Raw genomic sequence first — 19,270 nt, forward strand, 5'->3', positions numbered from 1 at the left:
TTCCAGGTGCAGTGGCTGCTAGTGAGCGGCCGAAGTCTGGATGGTGTACGGGGACTGAACCCGCAGGGTCTCGGCCTGTGCACCGAGGTCGTACACCTCTGCGCAAAGCCAGCGAAACGATCAGGAAAGACCGTCGCCAGCCGGTACGACGGCTGGCAGAACCGTCGGAACCGGAAACGGATACTTGTGAGGCGCGATGGCGGCAAGCGCCGCTTCGGTGGCGGGCGTCACCGAAGCCACCAAGCCGATCCGCTGACGCGCCCGACGCAGTATGGATGGCTCGATCAATCGGAAGCCTCGGTCGTCCTTTGACTGGTAGTAGCGGAAGATCCAGTACGCAATCAGATCGGCCATCTGGATGAGGCGCGAGGCCTTCGAATCCAGGAAGAGCGGAACCTCTGCAAAATTCCGCAGTCGGCCCAGCGCATGGCCTTGATGCTTGAACAATGACGAAAGCGCCTGCAGCTTCTGCTCGTACGAAGCCTTGTCGCAAACCACGAGGCCTCGCTGTGCGTCGCGTCGCCGGGTCCACATGTCCGCCAGGTACTGATCGAACTGATGCGCAACAGCCTCGAACGAACGTTCGAGGATCTGATCATGCGGCACCATGGATTTCTCGATGACGGAAGCGAAAACCCGAAGTTGCAGTTGTGGGTTGCTCAGCAAGGACAGCACGTCCACCAGGGCCTGTACACGTTCCACCGGTGCTACACCGGCCCAGTCGTCCTTGGCGGTGTACATCGGCGATCCATGAAACTCAATCGACGATGGGTCCTGCGGCCTGAACCGCTCAGCGATGGGATTGATCCTCGATTCCAGCCAGTGTGTCGAACGTTCGAACACAGCAAAACCAGCCAGGACAAAGAACTGGGTGCCGGGATCTTGCGGATGGCCCGACTCGTCAAGGTACAAGAGATGCACCAGCTGCCTCGGAAATGAAAACGGGTCGCAATGTGCGACCCGTCGGAATAGGAAAGCCAGGTGGAACAATCGTCCAACGCACCGTTATCGACAGCGCTCCCGGCTCAAGCAGATTGTACTGCCCACACCCGAGCGGCGCAACCTCAGACCGTTCGCTCGGGCAAGACAACAATGACCGGTTCACATGGGTCGGTGGTTTCCCCTCAACGATCTTCGTGATGGCAAGGTTGAGCCCATGATCGGCACCTGGGCCGAGGACAACCGAAAGTACTTCGATCATTCTGGAGTCGCCACAGAAGCGCTGTCACCCAGCAATGCAAGCAACAACACAAGTGCCTGCCGCTTTTCAGGAATGTAGTCGTGCCCGTCGTAGTGTCTCGCCTGAACCCCTGTCAGGCCATGCGATTGCAGATGCCCGCGCACCTCACGACTGATGCCTTCCCTGGCCAGTAAGGTCTCTACACCCGAGCGGATGCGCTTGAGCTGAAAACCTGTGATCTCCGCGCCGACAATTGCGTGCGCCCACCCCGTCAGCGTGCGCGCACTGATGGGCTTTTTCCCCTTTGTGGTCGAGAAAACGTATTCCCCTTCACGCTCCAATCGCTTCAGTTCGGTAGCGGCGAGGGGTACCAAGGGCACCTGATGCGGGCGCGCGCCCTGACTGGGCCGACCTTTTCCGTCGAAGAGTGTGATAGCGTCATCGCCAACATCCGCCCATTTCAGTCGGATGAACTGCTCAATGCGCTGCCCTCCGGTCAGCAGGTGCAATCTCAGCGCTGCCGACTCGATGCCTGGACGGTCAATGATCAGCTTCCAGTACGCCTGCATTTCTGCCAGAGACAAAGGGCGCTTGTCGGCACGGTCGAACTGCGGGGAACGACGTGTCTGCGCTGCGGGATTGAACGTTACCGCGAATGTCTTGAAGGCCACCGGAATGGCGGCCAGTGTCCGCACATCCAGCGCACATTGATAGGAAGCTCGCAAGTAGGACCGCAATTTGTTCGCAGTGCGCCCCTTGCCACTTTCAATGAGCCGTCGCAGCATGTCGAGCACCTGGTCGGGCGTGAGGTCCACCGCAGGCGCCTTGGCCACCGCAGGCCACGCGTCCTTGATGTGCTTCGTAAAAATCCCCTGTGCATCCACATGGCTGCGACGACCCTGGGCTTTCAGGTACTCCACATAGGTATCGAGCAGCTTCTGAAGGGTGCGCGTGGATTTCTCGGCCTCTTCCGATTTCTTGGCGAGAAAGGCTTTTCGTGTCTCGGCCTTCGCCTCCTGCAGCCCACCCGTGTCGGCACGTTCAACATGCACCTCGGCCAGTGCCCTGCACTTCTCCAGCGCGGCAACGATGCCGTAGCCGCGCACAGTTGGCTGCAGCTTCTTGGGCGGTGCCGTCGGGTCGTAGACCCCGATGGGTTCGCGGCTGGTTTTGCCTGCATACGAATACCGCCAATAAAGCTGTACAGCGCCGTTGGCCAGCTTGCGCGCCTGCAGCGCACCGCCGCGATCCAGGCGGCTGTGCAAGGTCACGAAGGCGCTACCATCGAGCGATTGGATGGCCGCCGCCGCTGCCGAAAGTTGATCTTTTGCCATAGTCCGCGGTTGGTCTGGTGCCAGTCTGGTGCCAGTTTGGGTTGGGATGGCCTGGGACGGCCTGAAACCACTTTGGACGCAAGTTGTTGATTTGTAAAGGCTTTAGGAATGGCAAGTTGTATCAGAAAGTCCCGTAGAATCCCATCCCGAAGGACTGTTAATCCGCAGGTCCCTGGTTCGAGTCCAGGTCGGGGAGCCAGAAATATCGAACAGAATCAACCGCTTAGGTCGCAAGGCCTAGGCGGTTTTTTCTTGCTTGTTGGATGGTTTATTGGAAAGCTTCCAATATCCAGTACTCCACCACCTGGTGCTGATGGCGATCAAACGCAAAAAAGCCCGCCAACCCCTTCGGGCCTACGTGCTGGAGGCTGTGCGTGCAGCCGACGAAGACGGCTTCCTGCCACCACCGGCGGTGCCGACGTCGACCGCGGTGGACGGGCTGGTCATGCAGTTGCAGCAGGCGGCAGCCACCTCGCTGGCGTGCATGAGCTTGCACGATCTGGTCCGGCAAGGCGATGCCCCACCGGCTGATCTTTCGCCCACGCCGACAGCGCCGGCGTGAGTGGCGCCCATTCCCAAGGCCGGGTTATCAATGCAATGACCGCCTGAGCGGGTTTTGGCATGAAGCTGCTGGCGCGCTCACCCCGAGCGCGCTGATCAGGCCTCACCCTCGACCGCGCGACGGGCGAGCAGGAAGGTGGCTGCGTTCCAGCTTTGCCCGGCCATGCCCATGGGCTTGAGCGTGCGGCCATGAAACCATTCGGTGAAACGCCAGTCATCCAGCGCATTCGCCTGGGCGAGTCGTGTCAGTGCAGACCGCGCCTGCTCCTGCATCCCGAGCCGCGCCAGCGCCATGACCCAGTAGCCCCCCACGAACGGCCAGATGCCACCGTTGTGGTACTGGTGGACGCTGTTCTGCTGATGCCGCCCCATGTAAGGCCGCCAGAGCTCGTGCTGGCGAGACAGCGGATGCAGAACGACGCGCACCGGGTAGGGATCGTCCGCGTGCGCCCGGTCGATGGTCTGAACGATCTGTTGGCACTTGGCGGTGTCGGCCAGTCCGTTCAGGACGGCCATGAGGTTGCCGAACACGTCACCTTCGTGGCCGGACACCGCCAGGTTGACAAAGCTGAGGTACAGGCCCGGATCGCGCCGACCGCGACGCGCGTAGTGGCGCAACAGCCGCGCCCTGTGGTACTCGGGCAGATCGCGCTGAAAGGGGTCAAACAGGTGGTTGAAGTGGTGGTGCGTGGCCTCGGCGTCTGCCAGCCCAAAGCGCCGCTTGACGTCGTACCACAGCGCGTTGGTGTACAGCACGTAGCCCGATCGCGGCATGATGTCGGCCCAGTCGCTGGCCTCGTTCTGCTGCAGCAGCCTGAAACGCTGGTGCTCCTGCGCCAGCAGCCAGGCGATCGCGCGATCGACCCCGGCCTGCCAGCGATCAGGGTTCACCGGCCCGGCACGGCGCACGTGGTCCACCGCGATCAGCCACCACAGGGTCGCGTCGATGCAACCGAGGTACCAGAAGTCGGCATCCTGCCCTTCCGGATCGACGTACTTGGGAATCTGGCCATTCGGCGCCTGCTGCGCGACCAGCGCGTCCAGGCTGGCCACCGCCCCCGCCTCCAGAGCGTCAACGCCACTGCCACACATGGCCATGACGCAGATCGCCGCGTCGCGCCCGAAGATGCGGGTATAGCGGCGCGCCTCGGCCGCTTCGGTCCGGCTGGCGGCCAGGATGCCGTGCGGTGTCAGGTTGGCCTGCAGCAGCTTCAGTGCGGCCTGGGTGCAGGCTTCGATGAGCGGGATGGTGGTGGCGTCAGGCTGTTGGGTCATGGGTTCCGGCGTCGGCGCTGAAGAGCGCCGCCACCGGAAATTCTCGCAGCACTTCGGCCAGCGGCAGCGTCGCCCCCAGTGGCCCGTGGCGCTCGCCACTCACCACATCGGTGAGCCAGGGGTCTGAGGGGTCCGGCGGCCCGACTACAGGCCAGACGATCTCTGTGTCGCCCCAGCGTTCGCCGACCGGCGCAATGCCCACAGGCAGGCCGAATGCGGCGCTCAGGCGCGTGCCGACCACCACCACCCAGGACCGCCCCCGGCGCCGCGCGAACGCGATCACGTTGGCGCTGCGCTCGCCGCGCACCGCCAGCGGCAGGTAGTCCGCGTGCCGCAGCATGTCGGCATGGGCCTGCCGAAGTTGCAGCGCCTGCCAGGTGACCCAGAACTTGGCCCGACCGTCGCCCGCATGGGCCAGCAGCTCGCTCAGTGCAGCAGACCGGTCGGGCAAGGCTGCGATGGCCCGCGCCTCGGCGAGCATGTCCCGGCGCAGGTCGAAATCGACGGGGCGCCGGTTGTCGGGGTCGACCAGCGACAGCTGGATCGCTTCGTGCCCCTGGTAGAAGTCCGACACGCCCGGAGACAGGGTCTTGACCACCGCCATCGTCAGGCCATTGAGGGCGCCGTGCCACCCGACCACCGCCGCATTGCTCTGCAGGTCCTCAAGAAACAGGTTGCGCTCGCGACGCCCCAGCACCGCATGCACGAACGCGCTCAGCGCGCCTTCATACGCCACGCTGGGGTTCATCCAGCTGGTCACCGCCTTGGACTCGCGGGCCGACTTGAGCATCACCTGCTCGATCCGCCCCGCGTAGTCGGCAAGCCCGGCATCATCGAGCTCACTGTCGGGCAGACTGCCCAACAGCAGCTGATAGAGCAGGTACTCGTCGTTGCGCGTCGGGGCGCGTTCACCGTCCACGGTGCGTTTGTGGCTGCGGTTCAACCGGCTCCAGCGCCGCACGGTCAAGCGCCAGGCCGCAGGCATCTCGCTGATGACGTCGATGCGCAGGCGCACATCTTCCGAGCGCTTGGCATCGTGGGTGGAGGTCGCCAGCATGGTGTCTGGCCATCGGATCGAGCGGTCAAGACTGGCGGCGTGGAAGGCATCGACAGACATGCCGAACGCATCGGGGTCGCCGCCCACGTCGTTCACCGAAACCAGCCGGTGATGGCGGTACAGCGCCGTGTCCTCGATGCCCTTGGCCGCCACCGGCGCGGTGTATTGCTGCAGCCGGCGCGCAAACGCCCGGTAGCGCACGCCCAGGCCGACCGGTGCACCGCTCAAAGGGCGACCAATCAGGACGCGCCGCAGGAAGTCGAACACACCGGGGGAAGCCACGAGACTGCGGCGGCGGGCGCGGCCAATGGCCCAGTCGATGAACTTGCGATCCTGCGCACTCGGCTTGTCCAGCATGTAGGTGCGGTAGACCGGGAACGACGCCACGACTTCGGCCAACGCCAGCCGCAGCGAGTTCAGCGTGAAGTCGCGCGTGCGGCGATCCTCGCGGGCCAGGCGCAACAGCGAGGCGCTGAGCACGGTGAGCTCGCCGGCCAGCGTTCCATCCATCACGACGTGGCGGCAATGCCAGGCCAGGGTGTCGAAGTCCACGGCCTCCTCGCCCACGAACGAGCGCCACACCCGGTCCAGCCGGGTCTTCGCGGCGCCGTCGATCATCAGCCCGTTGATCACGTTGGCAAACCGGTAGCCGGTGGTGCCGTGGACCGCCCAGTCGTTCGGCACCGCCTCGTGCGGAGCGACGATCTTCTCGACCACGACGTACAGCGGCAGATCGGGCGCCCCGTCACCCCGCCGCCCGGTGGGTGCTGGCAGTCCCGCCATCTGTGCATAGCGCCGTTGCAGGCGTTCGAAATAGCCCGCCGGATCGGCCATGCCGTCGGGGTGGTCCACCCGCAGGCCATCGATGGCGCCGCTGGTCGCCAGCTCGAGCAGCAGGCGGTGCGTCGCCTCGAACACCTCGGGTCGCTCCATGCGCAGCGCGGCGAGTTCGTTGATGTCGAAGAAGCGGCGGTAGTTGATCTCGTCGGCCGCGATGCGCCAATGCGCGAGCCGGTAAGCCTGCGCGTCGATGAGTGCGTCGAGTGCGTCGAAGCTGCTGCGGTCCCCCGGTCGGCCGTTCATCACGGTGACCGTTTGATCGATGGCCGACACCAGTGCGGGAAACTCACGCACATGCTGGGCCAGCGCCGCCTTCAAGCGGGTCGTGTCCAGCTGGCGGCGTTCGCGGGCTGCGGCCTCGGTTTCGTTGCGCGCCGGCAAACGGTCGAACAGGGTGGCGAGGCTTGAAAGCCGGTTGACGCGCACGCCCGACATCGCCCCCGGCAACAAGGCGCGCTGCGCCAGCCGGAGCAACGCACCGTATCCGCTCGGGTCGATCGGCAAACGGTGTTCGTGATAAGCCAATGTGAAGCACCCGCCAGCCGCATCAAAAGCCAGGCGAATGTCACCCCGTTCGAGCTCTGCACCGTATTGGTCACCCAGAACCGGCAGCAGCACTTTGTCCGACAGCTCCGGATCGGCGTTGCGCCACGCGATGTCGAAGTGGTCGGCGTACGCCGACGCCGGGCCGTTCTCCAGCACGTCGAGCCACCAGGCGTTGTCGCCGCCGAGCACCCCCATGTGGTTGGGCACGATGTCGACCAGCAGCCCCATGCTGCGTGCGTGCAGGCTCGCGACAAGCTGATCAAAATCGGCGCGCGTGCCCAGCTCGGGATTGAGCATGCCGTGGTCGACCACGTCGTAGCCGTGCTGGCTGCCAGCCCGCGCCCGCAGCGGCGGCGAGATGTAGAGGTGACTGATGCCCAGATCTGCCAGGTAGGGCACGAGCGCCAAGGCATCGGCGAAGCGAAAGCCGTTGTGCAACTGAACGCGGTAGGTGGCATGCGGCACGATGGCCTGCCGCCGGGGTGAATGGGTTGTCATGGCGCCTCGATCGCGATCTGCACCGACCAGGGGGGCAGCCGCGCAGTGACCGGATGGCTGCGATACACCAGGGCACCCGGCAGCTCGGTCGCCAGGCCTGCGGGGCTTTCGTGCGATGCCAGCTGAGCCAGCAGGTGCCAGCGATGCCCTGAACCCAGCGGCCAGGTGATGCGAAGCGTGCAGGGTGCCGGCAGCGTCATGACGCCGCTGCGTGCGCCCTGGAGCCAGGGTATGAGGTGCGCGTGCCGCCGTCGCAGCAGGTCGCTGTACAGCGCGAGCCATTCGGCGTGGGGCGCCCGCTCGCGTTCCTGCCAGTCGAGTTGGCTCCTGGCAAACGTGCTTTGTGCGTTCGGATCGGGGATGGCGTCGCGTGCGCTCGGATCGTTGAAGCCGGCGAAACGGCCGAACTCTGAACGCCGCCCGCGGGTCACGGCCTGCGCGAGCTCACCCTGGTGGTCGCAGAAGTACAGGAACGGCGTGCCGGCCGCCCATTCCTCGCCCATGAACAGCATCGGCGGTGACGGCGCCAGCAGCACACACGCCAGCAGCGCGCGCAGCGCATCGCTGCGTTCCGCCGCTGCGGCGAGCGTGGCGATGCGCTCGCCGAACGCGCGGTTGCCCACCTGGTCGTGCGTCTGCAGCGCGTTGACGAAGGCCAGCGGCGGCAGATGCGTCGAGGGCGTGCCGCGCAGCTCGCCGTCGCGGTAGGACGACGGATCGCCCTGGAATGCGAAACCCTCGGCCAGGGCGCGGCCGAAAAGTCGCACCGGTTCGGCGGCGTAGTCGATGTAGTAGCCGTCCGTCTCGCCGGTGGTCATGACGTGCACGGCGTGGTGCACGTCGTCGTTCCATTGCGCGTCGGCCAGCAGCGGGCCACCGGTCTCGTCGCGGCTCAGGCGCGCCGCGTCGTTGAGGTCGTTTTCCAGCACCAGGTGCACATGCCGCTCGCGGCCGGGGCCTGCGCGCACAGCCGCGATCAGCTCGTCAATGAAGTGCGGCGTTCCGGTGTCGTGCATCGCGTGCACCGCGTCGATGCGCAGGCCGTCGAGATGGAACTCTTCGATCCAGTAGAGCGCGTTGTGAATGAAAAAATCGCGCACCACGCGGCTGCCCTCACCGTCGAGGTTGATGGCGGCGCCCCAGGGCGTGGAAACGTCTGGATTGAAGAAGCCGGGTGCGTAGGCGTTCAGGTAGTTGCCGTCGGGGCCGAAGTGGTTGTAGACGACATCCAGCAGCACCATCAGCCCCCGCTGGTGGGCCGCACAGACCAGCCGCTTGAAGTGATCGGGCGAACCGTAGGCGGCCTTGGGTGCAAACGGCAGCACGCCGTCATAACCCCAGCCGTGTCGGCCCGCGAATGCCGCCACCGGCATCAGTTCGATCGCGGTGATGCCGAGGGCGACGAGCGCGTCCAGCCGGGCAATCGCAGACTCGAACGTCCCCTCGGCGGTGAAGCAGCCCACGTGAAGTTCGTAGATCACCGCTTCGTGCCAGGGCCGGCCGCGCCACGCGCCGTCGGTCCACTCGAAGTTGCGCGGGTCGACGAAGGTGCTGGGTCCATGCACGTCGTCGCTGTTGCTGCGGGAGGCGGGATCGGGCACCACCAGGCCGTCGTCGATGCGGAACGCGTAGTCGGTGCGGGCCTGGGCTCGCGGCAATTCGAGCTCGAACCAGCCGCCCTGCAACGCAGCCATGGGGAAGCTGCCCTGGTCCGGTCCATCGCCGCTGCGCACCAGCACGACATCCGTTGCGGCCGGCGCCCACAGGCGAACCCGCGCGCCGCCCCGTTCGGTCGGCTGCGCCCCAAAAGGCATTTCGTGCTGACGCTTCATGGCGCAGGGTTCCTCTTGAAGCGCACGAGCGCGAGCGATCGCGCGGCCAGAACGTAGGGCTCGCCCGAGTTGAAGGGGGCGTCGGGTCGGTCCGCGCCGAACGAGGTGTCGATCAGCAACTCGCCCGCCGGTGGGACCACGCCTGACGGCAGCACAAACTGCACCTCGTTCGAATCGGCGTTGAACATCACCAGAAAGCTGTCGTCACGCACGGTGCGGCCACGCCCATCAACCTCGTTGAGGCCGTCGCCCGATAGAAAGACGGCCAGGGCACGAGCGTGTTCTTCCCCCCATGCCTGCTCCCCCATCTCGGTGCCTTGGGGCTGCAGCCAGACAATGTCGCGCACGGTGCTGCCGTGCAGCGGCCGGCCCTGGAAAAAGTCGCGACGGCGGAACACCGGGTGTGCCGCCCGAAGCGCCATCACGCGTTGCGTGAAAGCCAGCAAGGCGCGCTGGTCGGCGCTGGGGGTCCAGTCGAGCCAGCTGATGTCGTTGTCCTGGCAGTAGGCGTTGTTGTTGCCGCGCTGGGTGCGCCCCATTTCGTCGCCGGCCAGCAACATGGGCACGCCCTGCGAGAGCAGCAGCGTGGTGATGAAGTTGCGCTGCTGGCGTGCCCGCAGCGCACGCACGTCGATGTCGTCCGTCGGACCTTCGATGCCGGCGTTCCACGAAAGATTGTGGCCGTGGCCATCGCGGTTCTCTTCGCCGTTGGCTTCATTGTGCTTGTCGTTGTAGGCGACCACGTCGGCGAGCGTGAAACCATCGTGGGCGGCGATGAAGTTGATGCTCGCGTAGGGCTTTCGGCTGCTGCGGTTGTAGAGGTCGCTCGATCCGGTGAGGCGCTGCGCGAATTCGCCGATCACGCCGCCCTCTCCCTTCCAGTACGCCCGCATGGTGTCGCGGTACTTGTCGTTCCACTCGGCCCAGCCGACGGGAAAGTTGCCGACCTGGTAGCCACCCGAGCCCAGGTCCCAGGGCTCGGCGATCAGCTTGACGCGAGACAGCACAGGGTCCTGACGCAGGATGTCAAAGAACGCGCTCAGCCGATCGACGGCGTGCAGCTCGCGGGCGAGCGCCGACGCCAGATCGAAGCGGAAGCCATCGACATGCATCTCCGTGACCCAGTAGCGCAGCGAGTCCATCAACAGCTGCAGCACACGCGGATGCCGCATGTTCAGCGTGTTGCCGCAGCCGGTGAAATCCTGGTAGTGGCGCGGATTGTCTTGTGCCAGGCGGTAGTAGGACGCGTTGTCGATGCCGCGAAAAGCCAGCGTCGGTCCGAGTTCGTTGCCCTCCGCCGTGTGGTTGTAGACCACGTCGAGAATGACCTCGATACCGGCCTCGTGCAGCGTGCGCACCATGGTCTTGAACTCGCCGATTTTCCCGCTGGCGCTGTACCGGTGCTCGGGCGCGAAGTAGCCGATCGTGTTGTAGCCCCAGTAGTTGCGCAGGCCTCGTTCGACCAGGTGGCGGTCGTCCAGGAAGGAGTGCACCGGCATCAGCTCGACCGTGGTCACGCCGAGGCGCTTGAAATGGTCGATCACGGGTGCACAGGAAAGACCCGCATAGGTGCCACGAAGCTCGGGCGGCACGTCGGGGTGGCGTTTTGTGAAGCCGGCGACGTGGAGCTCGTAGATCACCGTCTCGTGCCAGGGCACGTTGGGCGGACGGTCGTCACCCCAGGTGAACGCCGATTCGATGACCTTGCAGCGCGGCAGGTAGGGGGCACTGTCGCGCCGGTCGAAAGACAGATCGCCCTGGGCGCTTCCAACCCGGTAGCCGAACAGGGCATCGTGCCAGCGGATGGTGCCGACGATGTTGCGGGCGTACGGATCCAGCAGCAGCTTGTGCCCGTTGAAGCGGTGGCCGTCTTGCGGGCGGTAAGGCCCATAGACCCGATAGCCGTACAACAAGCCTGGGCGTGCCTGGGGCAGGTAGCCGTGGAAGACCTGGTCGGTCTGCTCGCGCAGGGCCAGGCGCGCGATCTCGTTGCGCCCGCTCGCATCGAACAGACACAACTCGACACGCTCGGCCGACTCGGAAAAGAGCGCGAAGTTGACGCCCATGCCATCCCAGGTGGCGCCTCTCGGATAGGGTTTCCCCGGCCACAGGGCATCAATGACGGCGGAGGCGGACATCAGATGCGGTCCGCCGGGTCGCGCGGGAACCAGCGCTCGATCATTTGAGCAGCGCGCTCACGAGCGCCGAGACCGAACGCCAGCGCCAGCGCGAACACGACGCCGCCCAGCAGGATCAGGAAAGTGTGCTGGATCAGCCCACCACCAATATCCAGGTGGTCAACAGCCAGCAGCACCACGAAGACCATCACCGCGTAGCGCACGATGCGGCCCAGGATCTCGGCATCGCTGATGCCCGCGGCCCGGAAGTAGCGCTGCACCGCGTTCGCGACGAAACGCGCAAAGTAGCCACCAAACACGATCACCAGCAGCGCCACCAGCAGACGCGGCACAAACAGCAGCACCTTGCCCAGCAGATCGGTCACCTGGGTCAGGCCCAGGGTGTTGAAGGCCACGATCAGTGAAGCGATCAGCACCAGCACGTAAACGATGATGCCGAACCACTCGACGGTGTCCTTCTCGGTGCCACCCTGTTTCAGGAACCCGTCGATACCGGCACGCTCGGTCAGGATGTGGAAGTTGAGCGCCCTCATCGCTTTCACCACGCCCATGCGCAAGCCCTTGGCCAGCAGCCAGCCGACCACGATCACTGCCAGGGCCACGCCCAGGCGGGGCAGAAAATTGCCAATTTCAAGCAGGAGCCCGCGCAGCGGGACCAGCATCACGTCGATATTTTCCATCTCAACTCCTGGTGTCTAGTGTTCAACGCCGGCCAGCGCGGCAATTCCGGCGAGCGGGACGCCGACCCAGTCCGGCCGGTTGTCCAGTTCGTAGCGCAGTTCATACAACGCCTTCTCGAGTTCGAACAAGTCCAGCAATGCGGAGGCATCGTCGAACGCGGCCGCATTCGCATAGAGTCCTCCAGCCACCACGACCTGACGGTAGGCCCCCAGAAACGCCTGCCGGATGTGCCGCTCCCAGTGCCTGGCGCCAGGCGCCAGCCGCTCCAGCTCGACACTGCCCTGCGCGGTCTGGTGCAGCGCCGTGTGTCTGGCGTAATCGAACGAGCGCAACATGCCGGCCACATCCCGCAGCGCACTGTGCTTGGCACGCCGTTCCTCAAACGAACGCTGCGGCTCGCCCTCAAAATCGATGATCAGGAAGTCGTCCTGCGCGATCAGCACCTGTTGCAGGTGCAGATCGCCGTGCAGCCGGGTCTTCACGCCGGCAGGCGCTGTCGCAGCGGCCTGGGCGATCCGTGCATCGAGCGCAGCGCGGGCGGACACCACCCGGGAGGCCAGGTCAGCCTGCGGCTCGCTCAATGCGGCGTGGCGCAAAGCCAGCAGCTCCAGCGTGCGTTCGAACTCGACGCGCACCGCCGACGACCAGTTCACGAGGTCATCGACCCGGATGGGCTCCGGGTCGAACGCAGGCAACCCATGGGGTTGTGCCAGTGCCACGTGCAGCTCCGCCACCCGTCGCGCCAGGATTTCCACCCGCTGCGCCATCGCGTCCATGCCGGCCTGCAGATCGGTGTCGACGTTGCGCAGCGATTCGAGCATCCGCGCCAGCTGGTCGACCGTGAAGTTCCATGCGTCGCCCTGGTTCTTCACCTGCGCCTGCAGCAGGGCCAGCGCCCAGACCGAGCCGTCCCTGGCGTGGAACTCGACGCTGCCGGCCACGGGCACGCAATGTTCGTAGTGCGCCACGTCGGTGAGAAAGCCACCCATTTCAAGTTCGGGACTGACGCCGGCGTGCAATCGCCGATAGGCCTTCAGGAAGATCTGATCGCCCAGCAGGCTGATCGAGTTGCTGCTCGTGGTCAGCCGCTGCAGCGGCGTGGCGACCTGGAGCGCGTCGCCGATGACCGCGCTGTAGGCCTGGGTCGGCACGAAACGCACCACGCCGCCCTCGGCAACCGTTTCGCGCCGCGCGCCGATGGCGGAGACCATGGCTCGGCAAAAGGGTTCGTCGCCCATCGCGTCGGCCAGCACCCCCATCGTGGCCTGCTGGCGCACCTTGGTCACCGCCACGGGCATCAGGGCACGGGTGCGCTCTTCGTCGTCGTCTTCGAAGGCCATCACCAGGGGCGCGAAATAGCGTTCCGGTTCCGCAGGACCCTGGGTGTCGATCAGCGCCAGCAGCCACTGCGACGTGCCTTCTTCGAGCAGGCTGTGGGCGGCCAGTGTGGCGCGTTCCAGGGGTTCGCCTTTCGCTGCGTACCAGCGCTGGCGCAGCATGAAGCGGGGCATCAGATCGCGTTCGAACTGGTTGCGCGTTTTCTCGGCCATGCCGATGCGCCACGGCACGACTTTGCTGCGGAAGAAGCTGTTCCAGTCGTCGAACAGCACGAGCACCGGGAGGTCCTCGAGCGCCAGGCGCTCTTCGTGCCACCGCGGCGGCGCGGCATCGGTGGCGAGGCGGAACCAGAAGAAGCCATAGGCCGGCAGCGTCAGCAAGTAGGGCAGATCGCCGATGGGTGGGAACGGGCTGCGCCCCATCATCTCGACCGGAACGCGGCCCTTGTAGGCCTCCAGCGACAGCTCGACCGGCTGCGCGACGCGGCTGACATTGAACACGCACAGGATGACGTCTTCGCCGTATTCCCGCACGTAGGCCAGCACCTTGCGGTTGCCCGGATGCAGCATCGTGAAGTGGCCGCGGCCGAAGGCCTGGGTGGCGTTGCGCATGGCGAGCATGCGCTTGGTCCAGTTCATCAGGGATGACGGCTCGCGCGCCTGGGCCTCGACATTCAAGGCCTCGAAACCGTAGATCGGGTCCTGGATCGGGGGGAGGTACAGGCGCTGCGGATCGGCGCGCGAGAAACCACCATTGCGGTCGCTGGTCCACTGCATCGGCGTGCGCACGCCATCGCGATCGCCGAGAAAGATGTTGTCTCCCATGCCGATCTCGTCACCGTAATAGAGCACCGGTGTGCCGGGCATCGACAGCAGGAGGCCATTCATCAACTCGATGCGCGCGCGGTCGTTTTCAAGCAGCGGCGCGAGCCTGCGGCGGATGCCGAGGTTGATCCGCGCCCGCGCGTCGGAGGCGTACATGCGGTACATGTAGTCGCGCTCCTTGCTGGTGACCATCTCCAGCGTGAGTTCGTCGTGGTTGCGCAGGAACACCGCCCACTGGCAGCTGTCGGGGATCTCGGGCGTCTGCGCCAGGATCTCGACAATCGGGTGGCGGTCTTCCTGGGCGATGGCCATGTACATCCGCGGCATCAGCGGGAAGTGGTACGCCATCTGGCATTCGTCGGCGTCACCAAAATACTCGCGCACGTCCTCGGGCCACATGTTGGCCTCGGCCAGCAACAGGCGGCCCGGGTAGTTGGCTTCGATGCGCGCGCGGATCGCTTTGATCACCGTGTGGGTTTCGCGCAGGTTCTCGTTGCTCGTGCCGTCGCGCTCGATGAGGTAGGGAATAGCGTCGAGCCGGAAGCCGTCCACCCCCATCTCGAGCCAGAACTCCATGGTCTTGAGCACGGCCTCAAGGACCAGCGGGTTGTCGAAATTCAGATCGGGCTGGTGGCTGAAGAAGCGGTGCCAGAAATACTGCTGCGCGACCTCGTCCCAGGTCCAGTTCGACTTCTCGGTGTCGGTGAAGATGATGCGCGTGCCCGAATACAGCTTGTTGTCGTCACTCCAGACGTAGTAGTTGCGCTCGGGCGAGCCCTTGGGGGCGCGCCGCGCGGCCTGAAACCAGGGGTGCTGGTCGGACGTGTGGTTGACGACCAGCTCGGTGATCACGCGCAGGCCGCGCCGGTGCGCCTCGATCACGAAGGCCTTGAAATCGTCGAGCGTGCCGTAGTTGGGGTTCACGTCCTCGTAATTGGCGACGTCGTAGCCATCGTCACGCTGGGGTGACGGGTAGAACGGCAGCAACCAGATCGTGTTGACGCCGAGCGACTGCACGTGGTCGAGACGTTCGGTCAGCCCACGGAAGTCACCGATGCCGTCGCCATTGGCGTCGGCATAGGCCTTGATGTGGAGCTCGTAGATGACCGCATCCTTGTACCAGAGCGGTTCGTGTGCAGGATCGGCCGCGGGGGTGGCGGGAATGATCGCGCCGGTCTCTGCGCGCTGGAGTTCATCGATCACAGGCATCTCTCAAAGGAAGTAGTCAAAATCGTTCTCTCGCTTCAGGCGCGACCGGAGTTCCATCACATGGACGGGCGTGCGCTGAGGGTCCAGGCTGACGAAATTGCGCTCGCCGTGCCAGAGAAAGTGGGAACCGGTGATCAGATCGTGCAGCTGGTAGGCCTGCCCGGGCTGGATACCGAGGGTGTCCTGTTCAAGCTCGACCCAGCCGCTCTGCGTGTGGTGCGGATCGAGGTTGACCACGCACACGACGGTGTTCGCACCGTCGGCAGAGGTTTTGGCGTAGGCGATCATCTGCTCGTTGTCGATGTTCAGGAACCGCAGGCCGGCATCGCTCTGCAACGCCGGATTGGTGCGGCGGGCGCGGTTCAGCACCGCGATGAACTCGGCCAGCGAATCGGCGCGCGTGCGGTCCCACACGCGGCGCTCGAACTTCTCTGAATCGAGGTACTCCTCGCCACCGGCACGCAGGGCCTGCGCCTCCAGCAGTTCGTAGGCCGGTCCGTAGATGCCATAGCTGGCGGCCAGCGTCGCTGCCATGGCGACCCGGGCCATGAAGACCGGGCGCCCGCCGTACTGGAGCGCAGCGGGCAGGATGTCCGGCGTGTTGGGCCAGACGTTGGGGCGGAAGTACTCGCGGCCCGGGCCGCTGCTCAGCTCGGTGAAGTACGCGGTGATTTCCTGTTTCGTGTTGCGCCAGGTGTAGTAGGTGTACGACTGGCTGAAGCCCACCTTGGCAAGCCGGTGCATCACCCGCGGCCGTGTGAAGGCCTCGGACAGGAACACCACTTCTGGCTGCAGCGCACGCACGCGGGCGATCACCCACTCCCAGAAGGGATAGGCCTTGGTGTGTGGGTTGTCCACGCGGAACACGCGCACCCCTTCACCGACCCAGTGCTCAAAGACGCCCGCCAGCGCGAGCCACATCGCACGCCAGTCCGAGCTCTCGAAGTCGAAGGGGTAGATGTCCTGGTACTTTTTCGGCGGGTTTTCGGCGTACTGGATGCTGCCGTCCGCACGCTTCTTGAACCAGTCGGGATGTTCGGTCACCCACGGGTGGTCGGGCGCGCACTGGAACGCGATGTCGAGCGCGATGTCGATGTCGAGTTCGGTGGCCTTTCTGACGAGCCGCCTGAAGTCAGCGGCCGTCCCGAGTTCACCGAGGATCGCCGTGTGCCCGCCCTCGGCGGCACCGATGGCCCACGGGCTGCCCAGATCGTCGGCCTGGGCGTCGAGCGTGTTGTTTTTTCCTTTGCGACGCGACCGTCCGATCGGATGGATCGGCGGAAAGTACAACACGTCGAATCCCATGCGCTTGACGTAGGGCAGCCAGGCTTCGCAATCAGCGAACGTGCCGTGCCGGCTGGCGTCGTCCGACGCCGATCGGGGGAAGAACTCGTACCACGCGGAGAAGCGCGCCCGCTCACGCTCGACCGTGACAGCGTAGGTCTGGGGGTGGGTGAACGCATGGCGCAGATCGGGGTAGCGGCGCGCGACGGCGGCACGCGCTTCGTCGTCACCCACGCGTTTCAACGCATCGACGTCGGCCTGGGGGTCGGCGGCGAGCTGCGCGAGTTCGCGCGACCATGCCCGGAGCAGTTCGGCATCGGCTGCTCGATCCGAACGCCCGGCGCATGCTTCGATCAGGCCGGCCCCGGAGGCGGCGGCGATCCGCACGTCGTCGAGATCCACGCGACGCGCGAAATCATGGCGCCAGGACTGGAACGGATCGACCCAGGCACAGACCGCATATTCCCAGATGCCCAGCGCGGCGACCACGAAGCTGGCGCGCCAGCGGTCGTTGGCGAGCGGCTGCATGGGCGTGCTCTTCCAGTCCGACCCGGCGCTGCGCCACTTCAGCATGCAGGCCACGACGTCGTGGCCGTCTGCAAAACAGTCGGCTTCGACGACGACCTCATCGCCGGTGATGCGCTTGACGGGGAAGCGACCGCCGTCCACCGCCGGCTGGATGTTCTCGATCACCACGCGGACGCGGCCATCGGTCAGGGCGATGGGGTGGACTTCGTTGTCTAGGCTCACGACGCGGCTCCTTCCAGTTTCAGGACCAGCACGCCCAGCGGCGGCAGTCGCAGGTTCAACGCGTGAAAGCGGCCGTGCACCGCGACGGGCACGCTGTCAACGCCGCCTTGATTGCCTACGCCGCTGCCACCGTACACCGTCGCGTCGCTGTTGAGCAGCTCGCGCCAGTGTCCCGGCGTCGGCACGCCCACCAGGTAATTCTCGCGCGGCAGGGGCGTGAAGTTGGCCACCACGAGCACCGCGTCGCCGTCGCCCGACTTGCGCAGGTAGCTCAGCACGCTGCCTTCGGCGTCGGCACCATCGATCCATTCGAAGCCAGAGGCATCAAAGTCGAGCGCATGCAACGCGGGCTCGCTGCGGTAGAGGCGGTTGAGATCCGAGACCCACCGCTGCAGGCCGCCGTGTGCTTCGCTGCCGTCGATCAGCCCCCAGTCGAGTTCGCGGTCGTGGTTCCACTCGCGTCGCTGGCCGAACTCGCAGCCCATGAACAGCAGCTTCTTGCCGGGGTGTCCCCACATGTGGCCGTAGAGCAGTCGCAGGTTGGCGAACTTCTTCCAGTCGTCGCCCGGCATCTTTTCGATCAGCGACCCCTTGCCATGCACCACCTCGTCGTGCGAGAGCGGCAACATGAAGTTTTCATTGAAGGCGTAGGCCAGTGAAAACGTCAGCTGCCCGTGGTGCCACCGCCGGTGGATCGGGTCTTCGTGCATGTAGGCAAGCGTGTCGTGCATCCAGCCCATGTTCCATTTCATGCCGAAGCCCAGGCCGCCGATGTAGGTCGGCCGCGACACCATCGGCCACGCCGTGGACTCCTCGGCGATCACCTGCACACCGGGATGGTCGCGGTACGCCGATTCGTTGAGCTGGCGCAGGAACGCGATGGCTTCCAGGTTCTCGCGTCCGCCATGCACGTTGGGGATCCATTCACCGGCCTTGCGCGCGTAGTCGAGGTAGAGCATGGAGGCCACCGCGTCCACGCGCAGGGCGTCGATGTGGTATTCGTCGAGCCAGAACATCGCGCTCGACAGCAGGAAAGAACGAACCTCGTTGCGCCCGTAGTTGAAGATCGACGAGCTCCATTCCGGGTGAAACCCTTGCCGCGGATCGGCATGCTCGTAGAGGTGCGTGCCGTCGAACTGCGCCAGCCCGTGTGCGTCGGCAGGAAAGTGTGACGGCACCCAGTCCAGAATCACCCCGATGCCCGCCTGGTGCAGCGTGTCGACGAGGAACTTGAAGTCCTGCGGCGTTCCGTAGCGCGAGGTCGGTGCGAAATAGCCAGTCGTCTGATAGCCCCACGAGCCATAGAACGGATGCTCCGTGATCGGCATCAGCTCGACATGGGTGAACCCCAGATCCGTCACGTGTTGCGTCAACAAGCGCGCCATGGTGCGGTAGTCGAGCATCTCACCGTCCTCGGCGCGCCGCCAGGACCCGAGGTGTACCTCGTAGACGGACATCGGCGCATTCAGCCCATGGGTCGCAGCGCGACCCGCCATCCACGCACCGTCGGCCCACGTGTGGCCATCCAGACACCAGGCGATGGAGGCGGTGGCCGGCGCCAGCTCGGCGCGAAACGCAAAGGGGTCCGCCTTCTCAAGCCGCTCGCCGGTTTGTGTGAAGACCGCGAACTTGTAGCGCTGCCCCGCCTCGACGCCGCGCACATCGAGCTCCCAGATGCCCGAGCCGTCTGCACGCGCCTGGGCTTGATCGGCATCGACATTCCAGGCATTGAAATCACCGATCACCGAGACGGAACGGGCGTTCGGTGCCCAGAGCGCGAAACGGGCCCCGGTCGCATGGAGGTGACACCCAAGCTTCTGGTGCAGCCGCGAATGCGTGCCCTCGCGGAACAGGTGGATGTCCTGTTCCCCGAGCGCTGTGCCCGGTCGGGCTGCGATCGTTTTCAGGAGTGGCTTGTTCATT

General features: G+C 65.3%; 11 protein-coding genes. 1 reads left to right on the top strand and 10 read right to left on the bottom strand.

The window, feature by feature from the left end:
• Positions 1-120: 120 nt before the first annotated feature.
• Both AC23D4_RS05495 and AC23D4_RS05500 read right to left on the bottom strand, forming a co-directional pair.
• The gene (locus tag AC23D4_RS05495; protein WP_472889040.1) at positions 121-921 is read right to left on the bottom strand and encodes a DUF3800 domain-containing protein; all 801 of its coding nucleotides are present in this window, start codon (positions 919-921) and stop codon (positions 121-123) included.
• Between the two features lie 276 nt (positions 922-1,197).
• Positions 1,198-2,514: a tyrosine-type recombinase/integrase gene (locus AC23D4_RS05500; RefSeq protein ID WP_472889041.1), complete on the bottom strand. Its 1,317-nt coding sequence runs from the start codon at positions 2,512-2,514 to the stop codon at positions 1,198-1,200.
• Between the two features lie 313 nt (positions 2,515-2,827).
• Between AC23D4_RS05500 and AC23D4_RS05505 the strand changes: the two genes are divergently transcribed.
• Complete coding sequence (locus AC23D4_RS05505; protein ID WP_472889042.1) at positions 2,828-3,076, top strand: hypothetical protein; 249 nt, start codon at positions 2,828-2,830, stop codon at positions 3,074-3,076.
• Positions 3,077-3,171: 95 nt separating this feature from the next.
• Here AC23D4_RS05505 and AC23D4_RS05510 read toward each other — a convergent pair whose 3' ends face one another.
• From AC23D4_RS05510 to glgB, 8 genes are read right to left on the bottom strand one after another with little or no spacing between them, the layout of a single operon-like run.
• Complete coding sequence (locus AC23D4_RS05510) at positions 3,172-4,350, bottom strand: amylo-alpha-1,6-glucosidase (protein ID WP_472889043.1); 1,179 nt, start codon at positions 4,348-4,350, stop codon at positions 3,172-3,174.
• Positions 4,334-7,291, bottom strand: a complete 2,958-nt coding sequence (treY, locus tag AC23D4_RS05515) for a malto-oligosyltrehalose synthase (protein ID WP_472889044.1) — start codon at positions 7,289-7,291, stop codon at positions 4,334-4,336. Before treY ends, AC23D4_RS05510 begins: the two co-directional genes overlap by 17 nt.
• The gene (treZ, locus tag AC23D4_RS05520; protein ID WP_472889045.1) at positions 7,288-9,123 is read right to left on the bottom strand and encodes a malto-oligosyltrehalose trehalohydrolase; all 1,836 of its coding nucleotides are present in this window, start codon (positions 9,121-9,123) and stop codon (positions 7,288-7,290) included. The genes treY and treZ overlap by 4 nt, the downstream gene beginning before the upstream one ends.
• The gene (glgX, locus tag AC23D4_RS05525; RefSeq protein ID WP_472889046.1) at positions 9,120-11,261 is read right to left on the bottom strand and encodes a glycogen debranching protein GlgX; all 2,142 of its coding nucleotides are present in this window, start codon (positions 11,259-11,261) and stop codon (positions 9,120-9,122) included. The genes treZ and glgX overlap by 4 nt, the downstream gene beginning before the upstream one ends.
• Positions 11,261-11,941, bottom strand: a complete 681-nt coding sequence (locus AC23D4_RS05530) for a mechanosensitive ion channel family protein (protein ID WP_472889047.1) — start codon at positions 11,939-11,941, stop codon at positions 11,261-11,263. The genes glgX and AC23D4_RS05530 overlap by 1 nt, the downstream gene beginning before the upstream one ends.
• A 15-nt stretch (positions 11,942-11,956) precedes the next feature.
• Positions 11,957-15,313, bottom strand: coding sequence for a maltose alpha-D-glucosyltransferase (gene treS / locus AC23D4_RS05535; protein WP_472889048.1), 3,357 nt, complete (start codon positions 15,311-15,313; stop codon positions 11,957-11,959).
• Between the two features lie 3 nt (positions 15,314-15,316).
• A complete protein-coding gene (locus AC23D4_RS05540) occupies positions 15,317-17,347 on the bottom strand; it encodes an alpha-1,4-glucan--maltose-1-phosphate maltosyltransferase (RefSeq protein ID WP_472889049.1) in 2,031 nt (676 codons plus the stop codon).
• Positions 17,344-19,269 carry a 1,4-alpha-glucan branching protein GlgB gene (glgB, locus tag AC23D4_RS05545; protein ID WP_472889050.1) on the bottom strand — a complete coding sequence of 642 codons (1,926 nt, stop codon included), beginning with the start codon at positions 19,267-19,269 and terminating at the stop codon, positions 17,344-17,346. Before glgB ends, AC23D4_RS05540 begins: the two co-directional genes overlap by 4 nt.
• Between the last annotated feature and the right edge of the window lies 1 nt (position 19,270).

The organism is Hydrogenophaga sp. L76, from assembly GCF_057654755.1.